This is a genomic window from Pontibacter pamirensis (assembly GCF_010015475.1).
Lineage (GTDB): Bacteria > Bacteroidota > Bacteroidia > Cytophagales > Hymenobacteraceae > Pontibacter > Pontibacter pamirensis.
In genome coordinates this window covers 21,977-41,540 of the sequence record NZ_SSNI01000023.1, presented here as the reverse complement: position 1 = coordinate 41,540, position 19,564 = coordinate 21,977, and the positions used below count along the sequence as shown (strand labels likewise).

The 19,564-nt window shown below is 46.7% G+C and carries 19 protein-coding genes; 8 read left to right on the top strand and 11 right to left on the bottom strand.

Features of this window, described 5'->3' with window-relative positions:
* Positions 1-28: 28 nt before the first annotated feature.
* From E1919_RS17960 to E1919_RS17945, 4 genes are all read right to left on the bottom strand, one after another.
* Complete coding sequence (locus tag E1919_RS17960) at positions 29-712, bottom strand: YggS family pyridoxal phosphate-dependent enzyme (protein WP_162054796.1); 684 nt, start codon at positions 710-712, stop codon at positions 29-31.
* A 442-nt stretch (positions 713-1,154) separates the two neighbouring features.
* Positions 1,155-2,207 (bottom strand): VWA domain-containing protein, encoded by a 1,053-nt coding sequence (locus E1919_RS17955; RefSeq protein ID WP_162054795.1) that lies wholly within the window; start codon positions 2,205-2,207, stop codon positions 1,155-1,157.
* Positions 2,188-3,102, bottom strand: coding sequence for a hypothetical protein (locus tag E1919_RS17950; protein ID WP_162054794.1), 915 nt, complete (start codon positions 3,100-3,102; stop codon positions 2,188-2,190). Before E1919_RS17950 ends, E1919_RS17955 begins: the two co-directional genes overlap by 20 nt.
* The gene (locus E1919_RS17945) at positions 3,095-3,976 is read right to left on the bottom strand and encodes a DUF58 domain-containing protein (RefSeq protein WP_162054793.1); all 882 of its coding nucleotides are present in this window, start codon (positions 3,974-3,976) and stop codon (positions 3,095-3,097) included. The genes E1919_RS17950 and E1919_RS17945 overlap by 8 nt, the downstream gene beginning before the upstream one ends.
* Before the next feature lie 136 nt (positions 3,977-4,112).
* Between E1919_RS17945 and E1919_RS17940 the strand changes: the two genes are divergently transcribed.
* Positions 4,113-4,442: a DUF4296 domain-containing protein gene (locus tag E1919_RS17940; protein WP_162054792.1), complete on the top strand. Its 330-nt coding sequence runs from the start codon at positions 4,113-4,115 to the stop codon at positions 4,440-4,442.
* Between the two features lie 30 nt (positions 4,443-4,472).
* On the opposite strand, the gene E1919_RS17935 is transcribed toward E1919_RS17940, so the two are convergent.
* On the bottom strand, positions 4,473-6,713 hold the full coding sequence (locus tag E1919_RS17935; RefSeq protein WP_162054791.1) for an ATP-dependent helicase: 2,241 nt from the start codon (positions 6,711-6,713) through the stop codon (positions 4,473-4,475).
* Between the two features lie 296 nt (positions 6,714-7,009).
* Here E1919_RS17935 and E1919_RS17930 point away from each other — a divergent pair, with 296 nt between their 5' ends.
* Together E1919_RS17930 and E1919_RS17925 are read left to right on the top strand one after the other, a co-directional pair.
* Positions 7,010-8,629 carry an ankyrin repeat domain-containing protein gene (locus E1919_RS17930; protein WP_162054790.1) on the top strand — a complete coding sequence of 540 codons (1,620 nt, stop codon included), beginning with the start codon at positions 7,010-7,012 and terminating at the stop codon, positions 8,627-8,629.
* 262 nt (positions 8,630-8,891) lie between these two features.
* Entirely contained in the window at positions 8,892-9,473 is a 582-nt protein-coding gene (locus E1919_RS17925) for a DUF3109 family protein (protein ID WP_162054789.1), read from the top strand.
* Positions 9,474-9,556: 83 nt separating this feature from the next.
* On the opposite strand, the gene E1919_RS17920 is transcribed toward E1919_RS17925, so the two are convergent.
* The 4 genes from E1919_RS17920 to efp all read right to left on the bottom strand — a co-directional run bounded on the left by E1919_RS17920 (position 9,557) and on the right by efp (position 13,150).
* Positions 9,557-10,498: a DUF6340 family protein gene (locus E1919_RS17920; protein ID WP_162054788.1), complete on the bottom strand. Its 942-nt coding sequence runs from the start codon at positions 10,496-10,498 to the stop codon at positions 9,557-9,559.
* Positions 10,499-10,594: 96 nt separating this feature from the next.
* Positions 10,595-11,941, bottom strand: coding sequence for an acetyl-CoA carboxylase biotin carboxylase subunit (gene accC / locus E1919_RS17915; protein WP_162054787.1), 1,347 nt, complete (start codon positions 11,939-11,941; stop codon positions 10,595-10,597).
* Between the two features lie 144 nt (positions 11,942-12,085).
* A complete protein-coding gene (gene accB / locus E1919_RS17910; RefSeq protein WP_162054786.1) occupies positions 12,086-12,583 on the bottom strand; it encodes an acetyl-CoA carboxylase biotin carboxyl carrier protein in 498 nt (165 codons plus the stop codon).
* A gap of 3 nt (positions 12,584-12,586) precedes the next feature.
* Entirely contained in the window at positions 12,587-13,150 is a 564-nt protein-coding gene (efp, locus tag E1919_RS17905; protein WP_162054785.1) for an elongation factor P, read from the bottom strand.
* A gap of 372 nt (positions 13,151-13,522) precedes the next feature.
* On the opposite strand from efp, the gene E1919_RS17900 reads away from it, so the two are divergent.
* The 3 genes from E1919_RS17900 (at position 13,523) to E1919_RS17890 (ending at position 16,651) form a co-directional block, all read left to right on the top strand.
* Positions 13,523-14,536, top strand: coding sequence for an NADP-dependent oxidoreductase (locus E1919_RS17900; RefSeq protein WP_162054784.1), 1,014 nt, complete (start codon positions 13,523-13,525; stop codon positions 14,534-14,536).
* 107 nt (positions 14,537-14,643) lie between these two features.
* A complete protein-coding gene (locus E1919_RS17895) occupies positions 14,644-15,801 on the top strand; it encodes an iron-containing alcohol dehydrogenase (protein ID WP_162054783.1) in 1,158 nt (385 codons plus the stop codon).
* Positions 15,802-16,405: 604 nt separating this feature from the next.
* Positions 16,406-16,651 carry a hypothetical protein gene (locus E1919_RS17890; protein WP_162054782.1) on the top strand — a complete coding sequence of 82 codons (246 nt, stop codon included), beginning with the start codon at positions 16,406-16,408 and terminating at the stop codon, positions 16,649-16,651.
* Between the two features lie 118 nt (positions 16,652-16,769).
* Here the strand turns inward: E1919_RS17890 and E1919_RS17885 are convergent, their stop codons facing one another.
* The gene (locus E1919_RS17885; RefSeq protein ID WP_162054781.1) at positions 16,770-17,039 is read right to left on the bottom strand and encodes a hypothetical protein; all 270 of its coding nucleotides are present in this window, start codon (positions 17,037-17,039) and stop codon (positions 16,770-16,772) included.
* A gap of 79 nt (positions 17,040-17,118) precedes the next feature.
* Positions 17,119-17,886 (bottom strand): hypothetical protein, encoded by a 768-nt coding sequence (locus E1919_RS17880; protein ID WP_162054780.1) that lies wholly within the window; start codon positions 17,884-17,886, stop codon positions 17,119-17,121.
* A 144-nt stretch (positions 17,887-18,030) separates the two neighbouring features.
* Here E1919_RS17880 and E1919_RS17875 point away from each other — a divergent pair, with 144 nt between their 5' ends.
* On the top strand, positions 18,031-18,780 hold the full coding sequence (locus tag E1919_RS17875) for a hypothetical protein (protein WP_237144593.1): 750 nt from the start codon (positions 18,031-18,033) through the stop codon (positions 18,778-18,780).
* Between the two features lie 101 nt (positions 18,781-18,881).
* Entirely contained in the window at positions 18,882-19,445 is a 564-nt protein-coding gene (locus E1919_RS17870; RefSeq protein ID WP_162054779.1) for a hypothetical protein, read from the top strand.
* Positions 19,446-19,564: the final 119 nt, after the last annotated feature.

Here is a 19,564-nt window from a genome sequence, read left to right as displayed (position 1 = left end):
GGGTACAGGTGGAGAAATTCAGAGGCTGCTACTTATTATAGTTTCGAGTACCAAAAATGCCGCTGCCTACACGAATAATTGTACTTCCTTCTGCTACCGCTAATTGCCAATCTGAGGTCATTCCCATTGAAATTTCTTTGAAATAGTCGCTGGCAAAGAAGAAAGTGTCCTTCAGGTTCTGGAAGCATTCGCGCAGGTACCTGAACTCCTGGCGCAGCTTCTGCTCGTCTTCTGTGTTGGTAGCAATTCCCATTACGCCGGTGATGCTAACGTATTTCATCTGCCGGTACTCCTCAGACTGCAGTAAGGCCACCGCTTCGTCGTAGTTCATTCCGAATTTTGTTTCCTCATCGGCAATGGAAATCTGAAGCATGCAGTTAATGGGCAGGGTGCGGGCAAACTGCTCGGCGCGCTTGTTTATTTCCTGCAGCAATTTCAGGCTATCCACGGATTGAATGGTATCAATAAACTGGGCGATATACTTGACTTTGTTTCGTTGCAGGTGGCCGATGAGGTGCCAGGCAATGTCATGCGGCAGCATATCCCTTTTATCTACCAACTCCTGTACTTTGTTCTCCCCAAAGAGCCGGTGACCCGCGTCATATGCTTCTTTTATTTTTTCAGGAGAATGTGTTTTAGAGACAGCCACCAAACGGCAGGGCGTGTTTCTCAGTTGCTCATCAAAGTATAGAATGTTATCGGCTATAGACATGGCAGTTTTTTTAGCGTATCACGTAGTTCGTATCATGTATTATGACAATGGCGTTAAAAATCATGATACTCATAGCAAGATCGGACAAAATAATTTTTCTTTCTTACAGCTGTCTTGTCTGCAATGATAAACAAGTAGGCTGGCAAATTTAAGGTGATTATCTAGAGTTACAATATATACCCAAACACTCAGAAGCTGTTTTAAAACCTATTTGACAGTTATTTTAGAAACAGAGATTATAGCCGTAAAGGCGATTTCTACAGTATATAACCTATTCAAGCGAAATATGCTTTTTCCGCTTGAATAGGTTTTAAAACAGTTTCTCAGAACATTTAAGTATAACCCTTAAAGTAGCTCCCAAACTTATTTTTGTCGAAATACCTGATATGGAATACGTGCTTCGGAATTCGTAATACCTGATACGAACTTCGTGATACGTATCTCAATCTTCCAGCACATTGGTGATAAACGTATTTTTCAGGAACATCCAAAGCAGCAGGATCAGGAGTGACCATTTAAGGTATACCTGGTAATAATCCTGGGTATCGCGGAAGCGCTTTTCTGTTACTTCGGTACGTTCCAGTCGGTTAATGTTACGGAAGATTTCCTGTAAGGCATCTTTACTATCTGCCCTGTAAAAGTTTCCTTCACCTATCTGGGCGATCCGGCGCAGGCTGGTCTCATCCATCTGCGTTTCCACAAAAATTGTATTGCCCGTTTCCACCTCTTCGTAAGGCACCTGCCCATCTTTACCTATCCCGATGGTATAAAGTTTTATGGCGTAGGCATATGCCAGTTGTGCCGCCAGTTCAGGATCCAAACTGCCGGCAGTGTTTTCCCCGTCGCTGATAAGAATGACCACTTTACTTTTAGCGTCAGAATCACGCATTCGATTGATGGCCACAGCCAGCGCACTGCCAATAGCGGTGCCATCGTTGGGGATCATTTTATGGTCGATGGAGTTTAGGTGATCCCGCAATAACTGGTAGTCTGTGGTGAGGGGGGAGAGGGAGTAGGCGTCTCCGGCAAAAACTACCAAGCCAATACGGTCTTGCACACGTCCGCGTATAAAATCTAGCGCTACTTCCCTGGCTGCCGCCAACCGGTTTGGTTTAATGTCCTGCAGTTCCATGGATCCTGATACATCCAGCACCAGTACAATGTCAATGCCTTCTGCTGTTTGCTCTACCTGCTCATTTGCCCGCTGTGGCCTTGCCAGGGCCACCAGCACCAGCATCATGAAGAGCATAAAGAGCAGGTTCGGAATGTGCCGCAGTAAACTACTCCACTGCCAGTGCACTTTCCCCTCAAACATCGCCAGATCCAGCTTGTTCCGGGTATTAATAGTAAACAGCCACTTTAACAGGAACAGCAGGGGCACCACAAGCAAAGCATATAGCACCAGCGGGTACACCCAATCAAAAGAGCGCAGGGTGCTGTAGCTGAACCACTCCAGGCTTAGCCAATCCCACAGGTTATCGCTTGTACTTAGCATTCTTTATGAGTTCACGTTGAGTTTTATGTCGGCTTTTGGCAAAGCGGCGGAGCATGCCAAGAGCCAGGTTCGTTTCGCCCTCAGTTTCCGTTTGCACGTTGCCGTAAATGGCTTTATCGCAGATGCGGAGCGCGGTGTTTACTTCCTCGTCATTTTCGTAATACTCTACAATTTCTTTTGTAGTGAAGGAGTTAATGGCGCTTCGCTCCAGTTTTGTCAAGTAATTTTTCCATAGTGATACAGCCTTTTCTAGGCTTTGCATAGCGCCTGTTTTCTTGAAACGGTCTTCATGGGAGTTATAGCGGGAAGCAAAGTACAGGTGGTCCTTCCGCAGGCGATACAGTTTATACTTGCGCTGGATGGCCTGTCCGAAAATAAGCCCTATCAGACTCAGAAAAGTGGCTACAGCAGCGATCCATAACACCATTTCAGGCCAGTTAAAACGCTCTTCCACCGTGGCAAGATTGGTATCTGCCTGTACCTGCAGTGGTTCCTGCACTGTTTTCACCAGTTGGTGCAGCACAATGGCGTCGGCCGCTGCGAACACTTCGGTGGTATCCTGATCTCCCAGCACGTATACCGGAAGCGCCAGCTGCTGTACAGGCTCAACTTCGAAGCTGCGCAAGGTATATACGGCACTGTCCGTGCTGATTCCTGCTTTGGTGGTGGTAGGGAAAAAGTCTTTGCGCACCAGTTCAAAAGGAGCGAAGTTATAGTTCTCTGGGGGTAGTACTACCTCCTGCGCCGCTGGATGATGATGCACCAAAGTATATTGCAGCAACTCACCCAGCCTGGCGGTGTCGCGGCTGAAGGAGCCTTCGGGCCTCGGTACTTGCTGCCCCCACGCGGCCACCGCCTGCAGGAAACACAGCAGTATAGTAAACGGTTTAGACACTTTTCTTCGTCGATTTATTTCTTAGCCTAAATAGGTTTATCAGTTGCGGCACGTAATCTTCGTTTGTCTGGATGGTCAGGTAATTTGCCTGGTACTTCTGGCAGAGCCGCACCAGGCTTTCCTGGTTTTCCTTGTACTGCGCTAAGTAATGCTTCTGGAATTCATCACCGGAAGTGTTGAGCCAGACGGTACGGCCTGTTTCCTTGTCCAGCACAGGCACAATTCCCATTGGCGGCAGCTCATGTTCCCGGACATCCAGCAGGTGCAGCACAATCAGGTCGTGGCGCCTGGCCAGCATGGAGAGCTCCTTCTCATAATTATTATCTATAAAATCGGACAGAAGCAGGATAATGCTGCGCCGCTTGATTATGTCCAGTGTTAGTTTAATACCTGCCGGCAGGCTTGTTCTGGTAGATTTTGGCTGCAGTTCGCTCAGTGCTTTAATGATGCTGTATGCCTGCTGTATGCCTTTGGCTGGCTTAATGTATTTTTCCTTCTGATCTGAGAAACATATCATCCCGATCTGGCTTTGCTGCCTCGCAGCTGATAATGCCAGCACCCCACAGATCTCTTTGCCCACATCTATTTTCTGCTGGGCACCTGTACCAATAGTTTGGGAGGCGCTTACATCCAGCATCAGGAACACAGACTGCTCTTTTTCTTCCCGATAAGTTTTCACAAAAGTACCATGGCCCTTGGCAGATACGTTCCAATCTATAGAACGCACGTCGTCACCATACTGGTATGCGCGCACATCGTCAAACTCCAGTCCTGTTCCTTTGAAAACAGAGTGAAAGTCACCCTGCATTTGGGTGGTGATGGCTTTACGTATCCGTATTTCGTACTTGCGTAGCTTCTTTACAAGCTCTTTCATAGGCTGTGGCCTTCTTGCGTAATTTTAAAATTATCACATATTCTCGTAATTTACACCCGTGAAAAGACTTTTCTATATCCTTATTTGCCTCTTTTTGCTGGGGTGCCAGCAAAATAACGGGGATAAGCCTGATAATATGATACCACAGCCTAAGATGGTGCGCATCCTGGCGGACATTCATACGGTGGAGGCACTGATAGAGCAACATGTTTCATACCCCGATACAGCTTTGATGGTATTCAACAAGGAGCAGGCCGATATCCTGGAAAAACACGGGGTGAAGCAGGAGGAGTTTAAGGCGACTTACGATTACTACCTCAACCATATCGTGGAGATGGATAAGCTGTATGAAATTGTGGTGGATACTCTCAGTGTCAGAGAGTCCAAAGAGCAGGCAGCACAGGGTATACAGCCGCAGGAACAGGAGCCAGCACCTTCTGGACCTGTTCCTGCGACTATCAACTAAGAGTTTAATCTAAAACCTAATTCTTTTGAGCTATGCGTGGATTTTTAACTTCGCGAAACTCAGCAATAGCGTTTTTTCTCCCACCTCTTCAAAATTGATGATCGCCTTGGTGCTGTTACCTTGTGTGTCCATCTTTGTTACGGTTCCAAAGCCAAATTTCGGGTGCTCCACCTTCATACCCGCTGCGAGGCTGGAGGTATCGCTTGCTTTAAAATCGGCTGGGGGGGTGTAGTTGCTGGCAACCTGCTTGCGTGGCGCTGGTGCTACCAGGTTGCTCTTTCGCTGCAACACGCGGTCAAACACATTGCCGCCACTTACTCCACTATCCCCATACTTAAAGTTGATGTACTTCGGGTCAATCTCATCGAGGAAACGGCTCTTCTCACAGGCCCTCAGGTTTCCCCACTGGTAGCGGCTGGTGGCATAGGTGAGGTACAATCGCTTCTCAGCGCGCGTAATAGCCACGTAAAACAGCCGGCGTTCTTCCTCCAGGTCGGCGCGGGAGTTCAGCATCATCTGGCTCGGAAACAGGTTTTCTTCCATGCCCACGATAAACACGTTCTTGAACTCCAGTCCTTTGGCTGAGTGAATGGTCATCAGGGTCACAAATTCCCCATCGTCGTCCGCTTTGGTATCCGCGTCTGTGATCAAGGCAATGTCCTGTAGGAAAGCGGAGAGGCTTTTGTCTTCTTTCTCCGGGTCGTCTACATATTCTTTTATACCATTGAGCAGTTCCTGGATGTTCTCATAGCGCGCCAGTCCTTCCACAGTTTTGTCCTGGTACAGGTCGTCCACAAGGCCGGAGTGCTTGGCTACGTGCTTGGCTACCTCGAAAGCATCGCTGTTTTCAGCAATTCTGGCGAAGTCCCGGATCATAATAGAGAAATTCTCTATGGCTGTGCCCACACGGTTGCCCAGAAATTCGCCCGCGTTCATCACCACTTCCCAAACGGCATGGTTGGTGTCGTTGGCGATTACGAAGATCTTCTGCTCGGTTGTTTCGCCTATACCGCGCTTTGGGTAATTAATGACACGGCGCAGGGCCTGCTCATCGTTGGGGTTCACTGTTAAGCGCAGGTAAGCAATCAGGTCCTTTATCTCTTTGCGCTGGTAGAAAGACAGACCGCCGATAATCTTGTACTTGATGTTCATGCGGCGCAAGGCCTCTTCCATGGCACGCGACTGGGCGTTGGTGCGGTACAGAATGGCAAAGTCGTCGTAGGAGAGGTGGTTGCTCATCTTCTCCTCAAAAATGGTAGTAGCCACCAACTTGCCTTCCTCGTTGTCGGAGTTGGCTTTAATGACCTCAATCAGCGGTCCCTGCTCGTTATCCGTAAAAACATCCTTGCGCAACTGTGCCTGGTTGTTCTTGATAACAGAGTTCGCCGCGTGTACAATGTTTTTGGTGGAGCGGTAGTTCTGCTCCAGTTTAAATACCTGCAGTTCAGGGTAATCGCGCTCAAAGTTGAGGATGTTCTGGATATCAGCCCCACGAAAGGCGTATATGGACTGCGCATCGTCACCCACTACCACAATGTTACGGTTCTGGGCGGCCAGTTTGCGGGTGATGAGGTACTGGGAGTAGTTTGTATCCTGGTACTCATCCACCATTACGTACTTGAAAATATTCTGGTATTTGTTCAGCGCATCAGGATGATCTTTAAAGAGCACGTTTGTATTGAACAGCAAATCATCAAAGTCCATGGCACCGGCCCGGAAGCAGCGGCTCTGATACATCTCGTAGATCTTACCGATCTTTGGGCGCATGGCGGCGTCATCGTCTGCCTGTATCACGGCATCGTTCAGGTACTGCTTTACAGAGATGAGTTTATTTTTTGCAGAAGATATCCTGCCCAGCACCACGTTTGGCTTGTAGAGCTTATCGTCCAGGTTCATCTCCTTCACAATGTTGCGAATGAGTGTTTTAGAATCGTCGGTATCGTAAATGGTGAAGCTTTTCGGATAGCCAATTTTCTCTGCCTCAGAGCGAAGGATGCGGGAGAACACCGAGTGAAAGGTACCCATCCAGATGTTCTTGGCTTCGTTGCCGATCACCTTCTCAATACGGTGGCGCATTTCTTTAGCCGCCTTGTTAGTAAAGGTAAGGGCCAGTATGTTGAACGGATCCACCTTCTGGCTGATCAGATGGGCAATCCTATAGGTTAGTACTCTTGTTTTGCCGGAGCCGGCACCCGCAATGATCATGGCAGGTCCTTCTGTGTGAAGCACTGCTGCGCGTTGCGACTCGTTTAATAAGCTTAAATGATCCATTTCTTCTCTTCCGCGTGCGTCTTAAAATCTACCGCAATTTACGAATACAATTTCGTTTTCTGAACCGGCTTTCCTTTTTTGGCATGGCACGTGCTCTAATACAAAAGATAAATGCCTTCAGATGAACAGGAACAAACTCTAAAGCGTTACATGTAAGCTTTTGTATTGTAAATTTAAATTTCTTTAACTTCAGGGCTGGCATGTTTTTGATTTACAGCCGCAGAGTTGGTTTCTTTGCATGAAGTTTGCTAGTGAAGAATATTAACATCGCACATATACTACCTCACATACCTATTATGAAGCACTTGCTACTCATCTTGTTATTAGGCGGCGCAAGCCAGGTTGGGTTTGCACAAAGTGTGCCTGAGAAGACTATAGACAAAGCCGATTCGACAGATGCACCCAAAGTAACTGTTACTGCATCTGCTAAAGCTGCAGCTGCCCCTGCACCCATTGTAGTTACCAAGAAGATATGGCGTACACCGGCAATGGACGAGGCGATGGCTTATTACAAGCTGCTGCGTTATGAGGAGGCTTACAATAAGTTTAAGGAAGCCATTGCACAGGGCGACAACGATGCCTATTACTTTATTGGCCGCATGCACCAGTTCCGGGAGCTGAAGTATGATTCGGTGCAGATAGATACAGTTCAGCAACTGCAGAATGCGGAGAAGTACTTTGCTGCCAACAGTGATTCAGCCTACCATTATTATAAACTGGCGGTGGATGAAGGAAGCCTTCTTGGCCACTTAGGCATGGCTGAGACAATGGTGTTGCGTAATAAAGACGATGAGCGTCGGTTCGTGCAGCGTATGCGCACAGCAGGTATAGAAATTCGAGAGAAAGCTGTGGCGGGTGATGCTTTTAGCAACCGGATGCTGGGGAGTATGTACTATACCGGTTTTGGCGAGATGGTAGACAAGGGCTTAGCCTTTAACTATCTTATCCGTGCTGCAGAGGCGAACGATGTGGCAGCCTATGCGTCTCTGGCTAACCTGTACCTGAACGGTGAAGGCGTAGCCAAAGACAATGAAAAAGCCTTATACTGGCTTAATAAGGGAGTGGAAGCAGGGGATAGGCAGGCGTCTTATACCCTGGCGCTGCTTTATGAAGAAGGCACCCTGGGCGAAGTGAAAATAGACAAGGCGCGCCAGTTATACCGCAAGGCAGTAGAAAAAGGCAGCATCAGTGCCTACGAGCAGCTACTGTACATCAACCAGACACCAGATCAGAAAGTAGTAATTGCAGCCATCACCCGTGACCCGGAGATGTTGCAGCGTGCTATTGCGGCGGGAGGTAACGTAAACTCGCTGGCAGTTCCGGAAGAATATACCGCAAACTTACATGGCCGTACACCACTGATGCATACGGTGTATGTGCCCATGCTGCTGGAGGATTATGGCGTGTCATACGAGCCGGAAGTACGCTTTAAAACAGTGGCGCAGCTCCTGAAGAATGGTGCCGAGGTAAATGCGCAGGACAAAGATGGCAAAACAGCCCTTCATTACGTGGTTAGCAGTTCCCGAATCAGATCTGAGTACTATGAAATGGAGCAGGTAATGTTGCTGGATACTCTCCTTAATAATGGTGCTGACCCGAATATACAGGATAAAGAAGGCAACACTGTGCTGACGCAGGCCCTGCAGTCCACGATTGGGCAGCACATTGGTATTATGGAGCTGGAAAAACTGCTGCAGGCAGGCGCCAATCCGAACATCAAAAACAACGAGGGAAAGACTCCGCTCATGCTGGCCTGTGAAATAAACGCTAACTTCGAAATCATCCTTGCGCTGCTGCAGGCTGGGGCAGATGCCAAATTAGTAGATAATAAAGGCAAAGCAGCCATAGATTACACAAAACAGCATAACGTGAAGAACATCCTGATGGCTTCGGGCTCACCAAAGAGGCAGGAGTAGAGCATCTGTTATGGCGAGAGGTAGCCGCTTTACATTTTTCTAAGTTTAAACCAATTTGTCTCTACCGTTTATAAGCTGGGTTGGAGATGAATCTTGCCGATTACCTGTTGGTCATCGAAATTGCTTATCCAAATCAAGTGCATGCCTTCTTGCAGCCGCTTTAAACTATTTTATGGCTACCTTTGTCTTCCATTAATATTGGCAATTGGATTAGATTCTACATCTATATCTATTTTATCCATTGCCGTAAGTCCTTTTAAAAATGATAGTCCTACAGAATACAGTCATCAGTGATGACGTACGTGATCAGTTTTTTGTTTGTAACCTTGAGAAATGCAAAGGAGCCTGCTGTGTAGAAGGTGATCTGGGAGCCCCCTTAGAAGAGGAAGAATTAGCTATTCTGCAGGACAGCTATGAGCAAATAAAGCCTTACATGACGGGTGCCGGAAAGCACGCTGTGGGGGAGCAGGGGCTTTACATCAAAGACTGGGAAGGTGATTTCTCTACCCCAACCATCAACAACCGGGAATGTGCCTTTGCCATTTACGACGAAGACAAAACGCTGAAATGTGCCATAGAACAGGCTTACAACGATGGCAAAATTAACTGGAAGAAACCGATCTCCTGCCATCTATACCCGATTCGCGTGACAAAGTATGACGATTTCGAAGCACTGAATTATGATAGGTGGAGCATCTGTGCCCAAGCCTGTAGCTTTGGTGTGGATTTAGGTGTGCGTGTATACCAGTTTCTGAAAGAGCCGCTCATCCGGAAGTATGGCGAAAGCTGGTATAATGAATTGGAGCAGGTGATAGCAGAAGAGGAGAAGCCTGCTAAAGTTTAGCATTGAACGAATTATACAACAAGAGCCCTTTACCTATACCAGGTGGGGCTCTTATTATTTTATGAGAGCTTATAGGTAAAATCTCAATACAGATCTAAGTCAGAAAGCAACAGCAGCGCAAACTTGTTGTTTTTGCCTGAAGCTATGTTAGCCCAATATTTCGCCTCTTCTATCTGGCCCATGGCTTCATAAACTACGGCCAGGTTATAGGCAGCCTTGGCGGCTTCTTTCTTTTTTTGAATTTCAGTCAGCGGCTTTAGTAAAGTTATAGCTTCCGTCCAGTTACCTGCAGCCATTTGAGATGCCGCGGGCGCAAAGGCTTTGTTTGAGTAGTAGGGACGAATGAAAGAAACTGACTGAGGTGATAGGCGCTGCCAGTAATCCATGCCGGTCTGGTATGCTAGGTCATTTACTACGGGACCTGCATTACTAATGGCGGGGCCCACAGCCAGCAAACCACTGATGACGCCTCTGGAGTCATACAACTCATCCCGTTTTAGCGACACACGATCCAGCACTATACCAGTGCTATCATACAGGGTCCAGCTGGATTTGGAGAATAAAGTATAGTATGCTGTTTTGGTAACATCTCCATCTTCTTCTTGTACCCGTTCTACTTCCTGCTCCATATAAGTATCGAAGATGTCGAGAGTTAGGAGAAGGTGGTGTGGGTGCTTATAATATATATGCTGTACCTGTGTGGTAGACAGAACCGTTCCACTGCCATAAGTAGTATAGGCTGCTGTATCTGTAGCAACGATGCTATAGGTCATGTCACTGTCTATGGCATCCAACACACCGGCAAAGGCATGCATGGCTCCATCAGCGTATACATCTACCTTTTTCTCCCGCTTGTAGGGCAATAAGTCAGCATTATAACGGTTCAGGACCACCACCTTCCATTGGTTCGCTGTAACCGGAACCTCTGCCGGCAAAGTACGCTCAATAAAGAGCTGTGAAACACAGCTTGCCTGCGTGAGAAGAATGACAAGCCACAGGCACCATATAGCTTTTATCGATTTCATATAGTAACAAGATGCAAAACAGAGTATATTGATTACACACATAAACAAAAAAGCCCCAACTCAAAAGTTGGGGCCTGTAATTTATAAAGATTGCGTTTAGTCCAGAGACTTAAAGTCAAAATTATCAAGATAAGCTGTCGTGAAGTTACCTTCTTTGAAGCCTTTATCATCCATTAACTTAAGATGGAAAGGCACGGTTGTCTTGATGCCTTCAATTACAAACTCGCTCAGCGCCCGCTTCATTTTTACCAATGCCTCCTCACGTGTCTGCGCACTTACAATCAGCTTCGCAATCATGGAGTCGTAGTTTGGCGGAATGGTATAACCAGAGTAAACGTGTGAATCCACGCGCACGCCATGGCCTCCAGGCAAGTGCAGGTTCACGATTTTGCCTGGAGAAGGACGGAAGCCGTTTTTAGGGTCTTCCGCGTTAATGCGGCACTCGATAGCATGCTTCTTAGGGAAGTAGTTCTTACCAGATATTCTTTCACCGGCAGCTACTTTTATTTGCTCCTTTATCAGGTCGTAGTCAATTACTTCTTCTGTAATAGGGTGCTCTACCTGGATACGCGTGTTCATCTCCATAAAGTAAAACTCGCGGTCTTTGTCTACCAGGAACTCAATAGTACCCACGCCTTCGTAGTTGATGGCTTTGGCACCTGCAATGGCTGCCGCACCCATTCGTTCGCGCAGATCGTCGGTAATGAACGGAGAAGGTGTTTCTTCCACCAGTTTCTGGTGGCGGCGCTGAATAGAGCAGTCACGCTCTGAAAGGTGCGCTGCGTTTCCGTACTGGTCACCGATCAGCTGAATCTCGATATGGCGCGGCTCTACCACAAACTTCTCCAGATAGATGCCGTCGTTACCGAAAGCAGCCTTCGCCTCGGCGCGGGCATCGTTCCAGCCCTTCTCGAATTCGGCATCATTCTTGGCAATGCGCATACCCTTGCCACCACCACCGGCAGTTGCTTTCAGAATAACCGGGTACTTAATCTTGTTTGCTAACCTGATGCCTTCTTCCATCGACTTCAGCAGTCCTTCTGAGCCTGGTATAGTAGGCACGCCAGCTTTTCTCATGGTTGCCTTTGCCGAAGCTTTGTCGCCCATGGAGTTAATCATCTCAGGAGAGGCACCTATGAATTTGATATGGTTCTCGGCACAGATACGGGAGAATTCTGCGTTCTCAGACAAGAAGCCATAGCCAGGGTGAATGGCATCCGCATTTGTGATTTCTGCAGCAGCTATAATATTAGGGATGTTCAGGTAAGATTGCGCGCTGGCAGGAGGTCCGATACATACAGCCTCATCAGCAAAGCGCACATGCAGGCTTTCCTTGTCGGCGGTAGAATACACGGCCACCGTTTTAATGCCCATCTCTTTGCAGGTACGAATGATGCGTAATGCAATCTCGCCACGGTTGGCGATTAGTATCTTCTTAAACATGGTGTTAGTGTGCTAATTAGTAAATGTGTTAATGTGCTGATTTAAAAGTCACTAAAACAAAGTGCTAATATTGAAATTATTTAAGCAGTTTAACTAAGTAAGCTGCAAATAATTAGAACATTAGCACATCAAGTAATTAGCACATTAGCTAGGGTCCACCAGGAACAGTGGCTGATCATATTCTACCGGGGAGGCATTGTCTACCAGCACCTTCACGATTTTACCTGATACTTCAGATTCAATCTCGTTGAATAACTTCATAGCTTCGATGATGCAGATCACTTGGCCTTTTTTCACTTCGTCGCCTACATTCGCAAAAATAGGAGACTCCGGGCCTGATGCACGGTAGAAGGTACCAATCATAGGGGCCTTAATGGCCACGTACTTGCTCTCTTCGTTGGCTGGTGCAGCGGCGGCGGCAAGTGCCGGAGCTGCAACGGCTGCCGGGGCAGCGGCCTGAGGAGAAGGTAGTGGAGCGGCAGGTGCAGCAGCATGCGATGCGCCTGAGTCTTTCACATACTTAATCTTCTGGTCCGGATCACGTTTTACCGAGATTTTGAACTCCTCTGTTTCAATGTTTACTTTGTTCAGGCCGGATTTGGCGATGAAGTCGATTAGTTCCTGAATTTCTTTAGCTTTCATGTGTTATTTAACTCTCTCTGCGTATGAATATGTACGAGTGTCCACTTTAATTTTTTCATCCTGACCAATGAAAAGGGGCACCTGAATGGTAGCGCCTGTTTCTACAATGGCTGGCTTGGAAGCATTGGTTGCTGTATCTCCTTTCAGGCCCGGCTCAGTGTAGGTAATCATCAACTCCACAAAAGGAGGAATTTCGCAAGTTAGCGGCGACTCAGTTTCTGCATGGAAAAGGATGGTTACTTCCTGACCTTCTTTCATCAGGTCAGCAAAAGGCACCATGTGCTCTTCTAGTGAAACCTGCTCAAAAGTATTCATGTCCATAAAATTATAGCCCAGGTCGTCTTTATAAATAAACTGGTGTGGGCGTTGCTCTACACGGGCTGTAACAATCTTATGGCCGGAAGAGAAAGTGTTGTCAATCACTTTGCCGGTTTTGATGTTTTTAAGCTTTGTTCTAACAAAAGCAGGGCCTTTGCCAGGCTTTACGTGCTGGAACTCTGTTACAACATAAAGGTCATTGTTGAACTCCATGCAAACTCCGTTTTTAATATCAGCTGTGGTTGCCATACAGATTAACTCTTTAGCGTGTCGTGAATTCGGGGTAAAAGTAATTTTGTTTTAGTTGTCTTGCAAAGCAAAGTTAGTGATTCTGATGGAAATATAGCGAAAGAATATAGCAGCTATATGATTGTTAGGGTCTTTCTCAGGAGCATATCCAACTGTTATGCTCTGTGCCTGCCTGCATTTTTACGCAACCAATAAGGCCTTGTTTTTACTGCCAGGCAGCTGCTGCTTTTACCTTAAAAAAGCTAAACTCTTATCCATCAGTTGGGTAGGAAAAGGTAAATAAGTAGGATAAACTTTACTGTTAAAACATTAAACAAAAACGTTAAAAGGTGGTTGTTCGTCAATTAAAGTACTATTTACGCTAAATAAAAAATGCAGAATAAAACGATATTATTAGGCAGTCGCCCGAAAGGAATGCCTGCGGAGGATAACTTTGAGTTCACACAAACTGATGTGGCTGCTATACAAGAGGAAGAGGTGCTGCTAAAAGCACTATACATATCTGTTGACCCTTACATGCGTGGCCGTATGAGCGATGCTAAGTCATATGTAGCGCCTTATGAGGTAGGCAAACCCATTATGGGTGGTGTTGTGGCTGAAGTAGTGGAAAGCAAAAACGAAGGGCTGCAAAAAGGAGCTGTGGTTGTGGGCAACCTGCCATGGCAGCAGTATGTAGTGCACAATGGCAAAGGCCTGAATGTGATTGACCCGGATATGGCGCCGCTGAGTTACCACTTAGGTATTTTAGGTATGCCCGGCCTTACTGCTTACTTCGGACTCCTGCATATCGGGCAGCCAAAAAAGGGCGAAACAGTGGTAGTATCTGGTGCAGCAGGAGCGGTGGGCACTTTGGTGGGGCAAATAGCCAAATTAAAAGGTTGCCGTGTAGTGGGCATTGCCGGTTCAGACGATAAAATAGATTATCTCAAAAATGAACTGGGCTTCGATGAAGGCATTAACTATAAAACTACCGGTAACATAAACGAAGCAGTAGCAAAGGCTTGTCCGGATGGCGTTGACATATATTTTGATAATGTGGGCGGTGAGATTTCTGATGCTGTGTATCATTCGCTGAATAAGTTCGGTCGCATTGCCATCTGTGGTCAGATTGCTTTTTACAATAATACCAGTCCGGCTACAGGGCTGCGGGTAGAGCCGATTCTGCTGAAGAAAAGCGCTCAGATTAAAGGCTTTATTGTAAATGATTATGCCAGCGAGTTCGGCCATGCGGCAAAAGAACTGGCTAACTGGCTGCAGGAAAGTAAACTGCAGTACCAGGAAACCGTGAAAGAAGGCTTTGAGCAGCTGCCAAAAGCATTCTTAGGGCTCTTTTCAGGTGAAAACACAGGCAAACAGTTGGTAAAAGTTGCGGAGCGGAAAGCCTGAATTTTGCCAAATTGCAGCATCGTCTCCTTTTTACTATCTGCGCATCGGTTTAAGCAAATTGCTGTTGCCGTTCACCACTTTTACTTATAAAATTACTTAACATTAAAATGAATAACTTCACTTTTTATAATCCGGTTAAAATAATTTTCGGCAAAGGACAAATCAGTACAATAGCCAAAGAAATATCTGCCGACGCACGCGTAATGGTGACGTACGGCGGGGGCAGTATCAGGAAAAACGGTGTATACGAACAGGTGATGAAAGCCCTGGAAGGCCACACTGTCATCGAATTCAGTAACATTGAACCTAACCCACACTACGAAACACTGATGCAGGCGGTGGAAATAGCAAAACGCCAGGAAATAGATTTTGTACTGGCAGTAGGTGGTGGTTCTGTGATTGACGGAACAAAATTCATTGTGGCCGCGATGTCATATGAAGGAGAAGATCCCTGGGATATACTTGCAAAGCGTGAACAGGTTAAAGGAGCAGTTCCTTTTGGATCAGTGCTGACATTGCCTGGTACAGGCTCGGAGATGAACTCAGGTGCCGTGATTACAAGAGTATCAACGAAAGAGAAGTTATCCTTTGGCAGCCCTTATACTTTCCCGAAATTTTCAATATTAGACCCGGAAACAACCTTTACGTTGCCATTACGACAGATAAGTAACGGTGTGGTGGATGCCTTTACGCATGTGCTGGAACAATACCTGACCTATCCGGTAAATGCGCCGCTTCAGGACCGTATGGCAGAAGCCATTCTACTGACTCTGAAAGAAGAAGGACCGAAGGCGTTGCTAAACCCACAGGACTACGACACGATGGCCAACATTATGTGGAGTGCTACGATGGCGCTCAACGGAGTAATTCGGGTAGGAGTGCCTACCGACTGGGCCACGCATATGATAGGCCATGAACTAACGGCGCTGCATGGCATTGACCATGCCCGAACCCTGGCTATTGTGCTGCCATCTTTGCTCCGTTACAAGAGCGAATCTAAAAAAGAAAAGCTGCTCCAGTACGGCAGGCGAGTATGGGGTGTAGATGCCGGAACAGAAGATGAATGCTTAGAAGCCACGCTACAGGCTACCATCTCTTTCTTTGAATCTATGGAAATTAGTACCAGCCTGTCAGATTACGAAGTAGGGGAAGACACTATTCAAAACATTGTGCAGCGTTTTCAGGACCGGGGCGTGAAGAACCTGGGTGAGCGTGCCGATATACAGGTGGATGACGTAAAAGAAATTCTGATGATGAGCCTCTAGGTAGCATCTTTAGACTAAGAGCAAAAGCCCGCTACACTTCATCGTGAAGCGGGCTTTTGCTCTATAAAGTTCTGATGTTTTACGCTTATTCATTTAAATGTATTGAACACCTTTAGTTTGTTAGCAAAATAAGAGAGAATAGATGCTGCACCTGCTGGGGTAAGATTTCTAATGGTCTGTAGAAAGTGGCTTTCAACGTGCTGTTGACACTTCATTTTAAAAGCTGGAGTGAAATGAGTAGTTAAAAATTGCACTGTTCTTATCAAACTCTCTATGCTTTTTGTTTTTCTATAGAGTAAAGCATGCTTGTCTAAAACATTTAAGGCGAGAGCGGACTAATAGATTTTTTGCAGCTATGAGAAGAAATGGGAGGGAAAAATTAAATATTTTTCCTGTTTTATGATTTATTTTCAAAGGCTAATGATAAAATAATATTTTGTTAACAAAGCTTGCGATTTATGTGCTGGCCTCTTAAATTGCACTAAGCTGTTTTGTTAAAAGAAAGATTTTAAAAGAACAATCAGGTTCATCGTGAGGTTGGCTTTTAACATTAAAGCTTTAAAAGCTTACTTGTACTAAACAACCTGACTATACCTTTTAGCCAATGTTAGATATTATCAACTTCGTAGCGCTTTCCGGCATATTCAATGTCTTGTTTTTCTGGTATGCCTCCACCAAAATGAGTTCTAAGCCCGATCCGGTGAAGACACTTATTATATCCTTCATTTTTTCTGTCCCGCTAAGCTTTCTTCTGATTGGAGTATACACTACCATGTTGATTTACGCAGCAAAGACAGGCGCAAGCGAAGATGCCATGTGGGAGTACATGGAGCAGGAAGAGCTTCAGTAAGCCATTTGCAACTGAAACAGGAAAGCCACCTTACATAAGGTGGCTTTCCTGTTTCAGTTGCAAAAAACTGTAAGATTCATTTGAGTCTGGAAGAGAGCCAGAAACACTCTAATTTATTTTAATGACTTCCGGCGCTGCTTCCAACATCTTCGCCACCGTCCTGTACGTCAGCGCTACCCCGGCTACCGCTTTTCTGCGATGGGGCTCCACCAACTTTACCTTTCATAACCTCTTCGTTGTCAACTATCTCTCGATCCTTGCCGGTAGGGTGGATGTTGGGCACGCTGTTGCCTTCGTTCACGGTTTTGTTAAGGTTTTCATTTTTCAGTTGATCTTTACTGCTGTAGTTATCTTTCTTTTCCTCTTTATTCTTATCGTTCGTGCTCATCGTTTTTAGTTTTAGGTTTTAAAAAGGGTAGAAAGGGCAAAGCCCTTCTACCATAAAGTGTAATTTATTTTACCGGTTGCTAATACCAACCACTATCATTTTCGGTATTTCTTTTACGGCTTGTGCTGCCTCTGTACTGGCTGCGATCAAGTTGCCTGCTTTGATAGTCGCCATGATAGCTGCGGCGCTCTCCGCTGAGCGGGTCATAATGTCTGTTCCGGTCAGGGTCGGAGTTTCTGTCGCCGTCGTAGCCGTAGCTTAAAGAACCCGCCATGTTTCCTTCGTTAGCGCCACTTCTTCTGCCTCCGTAATTGTCGGGGCTGTAATCCGTGTTAAAGTTGTCCCAGCCGGAACGATCTCTCTCATCTATACGGCTGCGGACACTGTCGTGTCTGTTTTCTCTGTCATATCCACCACTGTTGCCGCTTTGGTTACCACCGAAGCGGGAGTTGTAACCACCGCTGGTTGACTGGTACCGCTCGCCCATGTTGCGGGTGCTGCCTCCGCGGTCCTGCTGTTGGTAACGGTTGTCGCGGTCATAATCGAAGTTTCCGGCAGTGCTGCCGCCACGGTTATCTTGCTGGCCACTGTTGTAATTCCGGTTATAGTCGTTGTTATAGTTTCGGTTATAGTCGTTGTTGTAATTGCGGTTGAAGTCGGTGCCCTGGTCGCGGTTTTCTTCGCCTCTGTCAAATCCGTTCCAGGTGCTTACATTTCGGTGGTCGCTGGAGGTGTCCAGGCGATAGGCACCACGATAGCTGTCCACGTCTGCACGGCGCTGGTTGCTGCGGTTCTGGTTTCTGTCGTTGCTGTATTTGTTCCTATTATTCCAATTGTCTCTTTCCATAGTCATTTTATGTTTGGTGTTATACATTTTTAACGCATCAAAAGGCCTGAGGTTTACTTATAGTCGGCCCTGTTGCTAACCTCTAGGCCCCTTGCACCCGTAATAAGATGTATAATAGATAGTCAAATCAAACCTAAAAAAGCTATGAGAGACGATAGAAGTGACAATAACAGAGGAAGAGATAACAACAGAGAAAGAGGTAATATTAGAGATACCTACAGAGACGATAGAGGGAGTGGACCACGCCCACTGCATGGCCATCACCATGGGCAGAACTCAGACCGTGGTAACTACGCCAGAGACAGCCACTTTAACCGTGGCTACGGCGACAATTCTTTTAGCCAGTACGGGGACGACTCCAGCTTTAACAGCAATGCAGACCATAGCCAGATGTACCCGCAGGGGCGCTTCCAGTCTGGGGGAGCTCAATATAGCGGAGAGGACTATACCAATCGCGGCAACTTCAGCCAGGATAATCCATACGGAATGACGTTTATTGAAGACGAGGACCGGAATTCGCACCGCCAGTACGATGACCGTGGCGACTACAGCAACCAGGATTATAGCGACAGGGCCTTAGGCAACAATGACAATTCGGATTACCGTTATGGAATGGCGGATGAGAAGTTTGGTCACGATGTGCGCCGTGGCAATGATGATGGCAACTGGGATCGCGGTTCACGCGGAGACTACGAGTCTTATCGCCGCTACGAGCATGGCAACAGAATGTATGATAATGACTACAGCACCGGTTTTGCCGGCCGCAACTATGCCCGTGGCGAAGATCACTACGGTGAAGATACCCGATACAGCAACCTGGAGCGCTGGCAAGGTGAAAGCAACCAGCGCCGCGACCGTTACGATGACTACATGCGCGACAGAGACAGACGTTAGTCACTGGGAAACACTTCTGAGTAAACACACAAAAAATAAAAGAAATCAAAGCAGCACCAGTTGTGAAACCGGTGCTGCTTAAAACTTAAAAATTTAAAGCTATGAGAGACGAAAGAGAAAAAAACTACGGCAACTTTAGCCGTAATTACAGACAAGAAGGCCATGGAGGCCACCGCCACGGGCGTTTCCACGGGCGCGAGAATGCGCATCTAGGTGACACCCGGAATGAAGAAGGACAGAACTACAGGCTGCAGCAAAGTCCTGAGTATGGCCGCGAAGGAGGACGGGAAGGTACACGGGATGATAAGTACCAGGAAATGTACGGCATTTCAAACTATAGCGGTCAGTCCAGGCAAATGGATTACGGTCTTCCGTATGGCGCAGAAAATGATTTAGACAGGGTAGAGCGTTTCCCATACGGTGAAGGACCCTATGCGAGACAGCCTAGACACTACAGCTATAGCCAGGGATACAACCCGAACTATGATAACCCTGAGGAGGGGGACCGTTACCGCGATTTTGACAGCCGTGGTAACCATGGCTTTCGTCACGATACAGGCTACGGCAACTCAGACTCCTTCCGCGAGTTTGGAAATGACCGGTTTGGTGACAGAAACAGAGATGATAACAATTACTATGGGCACTTCGGGGGATACAACCGCTAAGCGCTATTTTTAAAAAGCATATACGTATACAGGAAGGTACATTAGTATCCTTTATACCATCAGAGAAAAGGCCGCAGCATTTAGTTGTGGCCTTTTCTCTTGAGGTGGAAACGGTATTG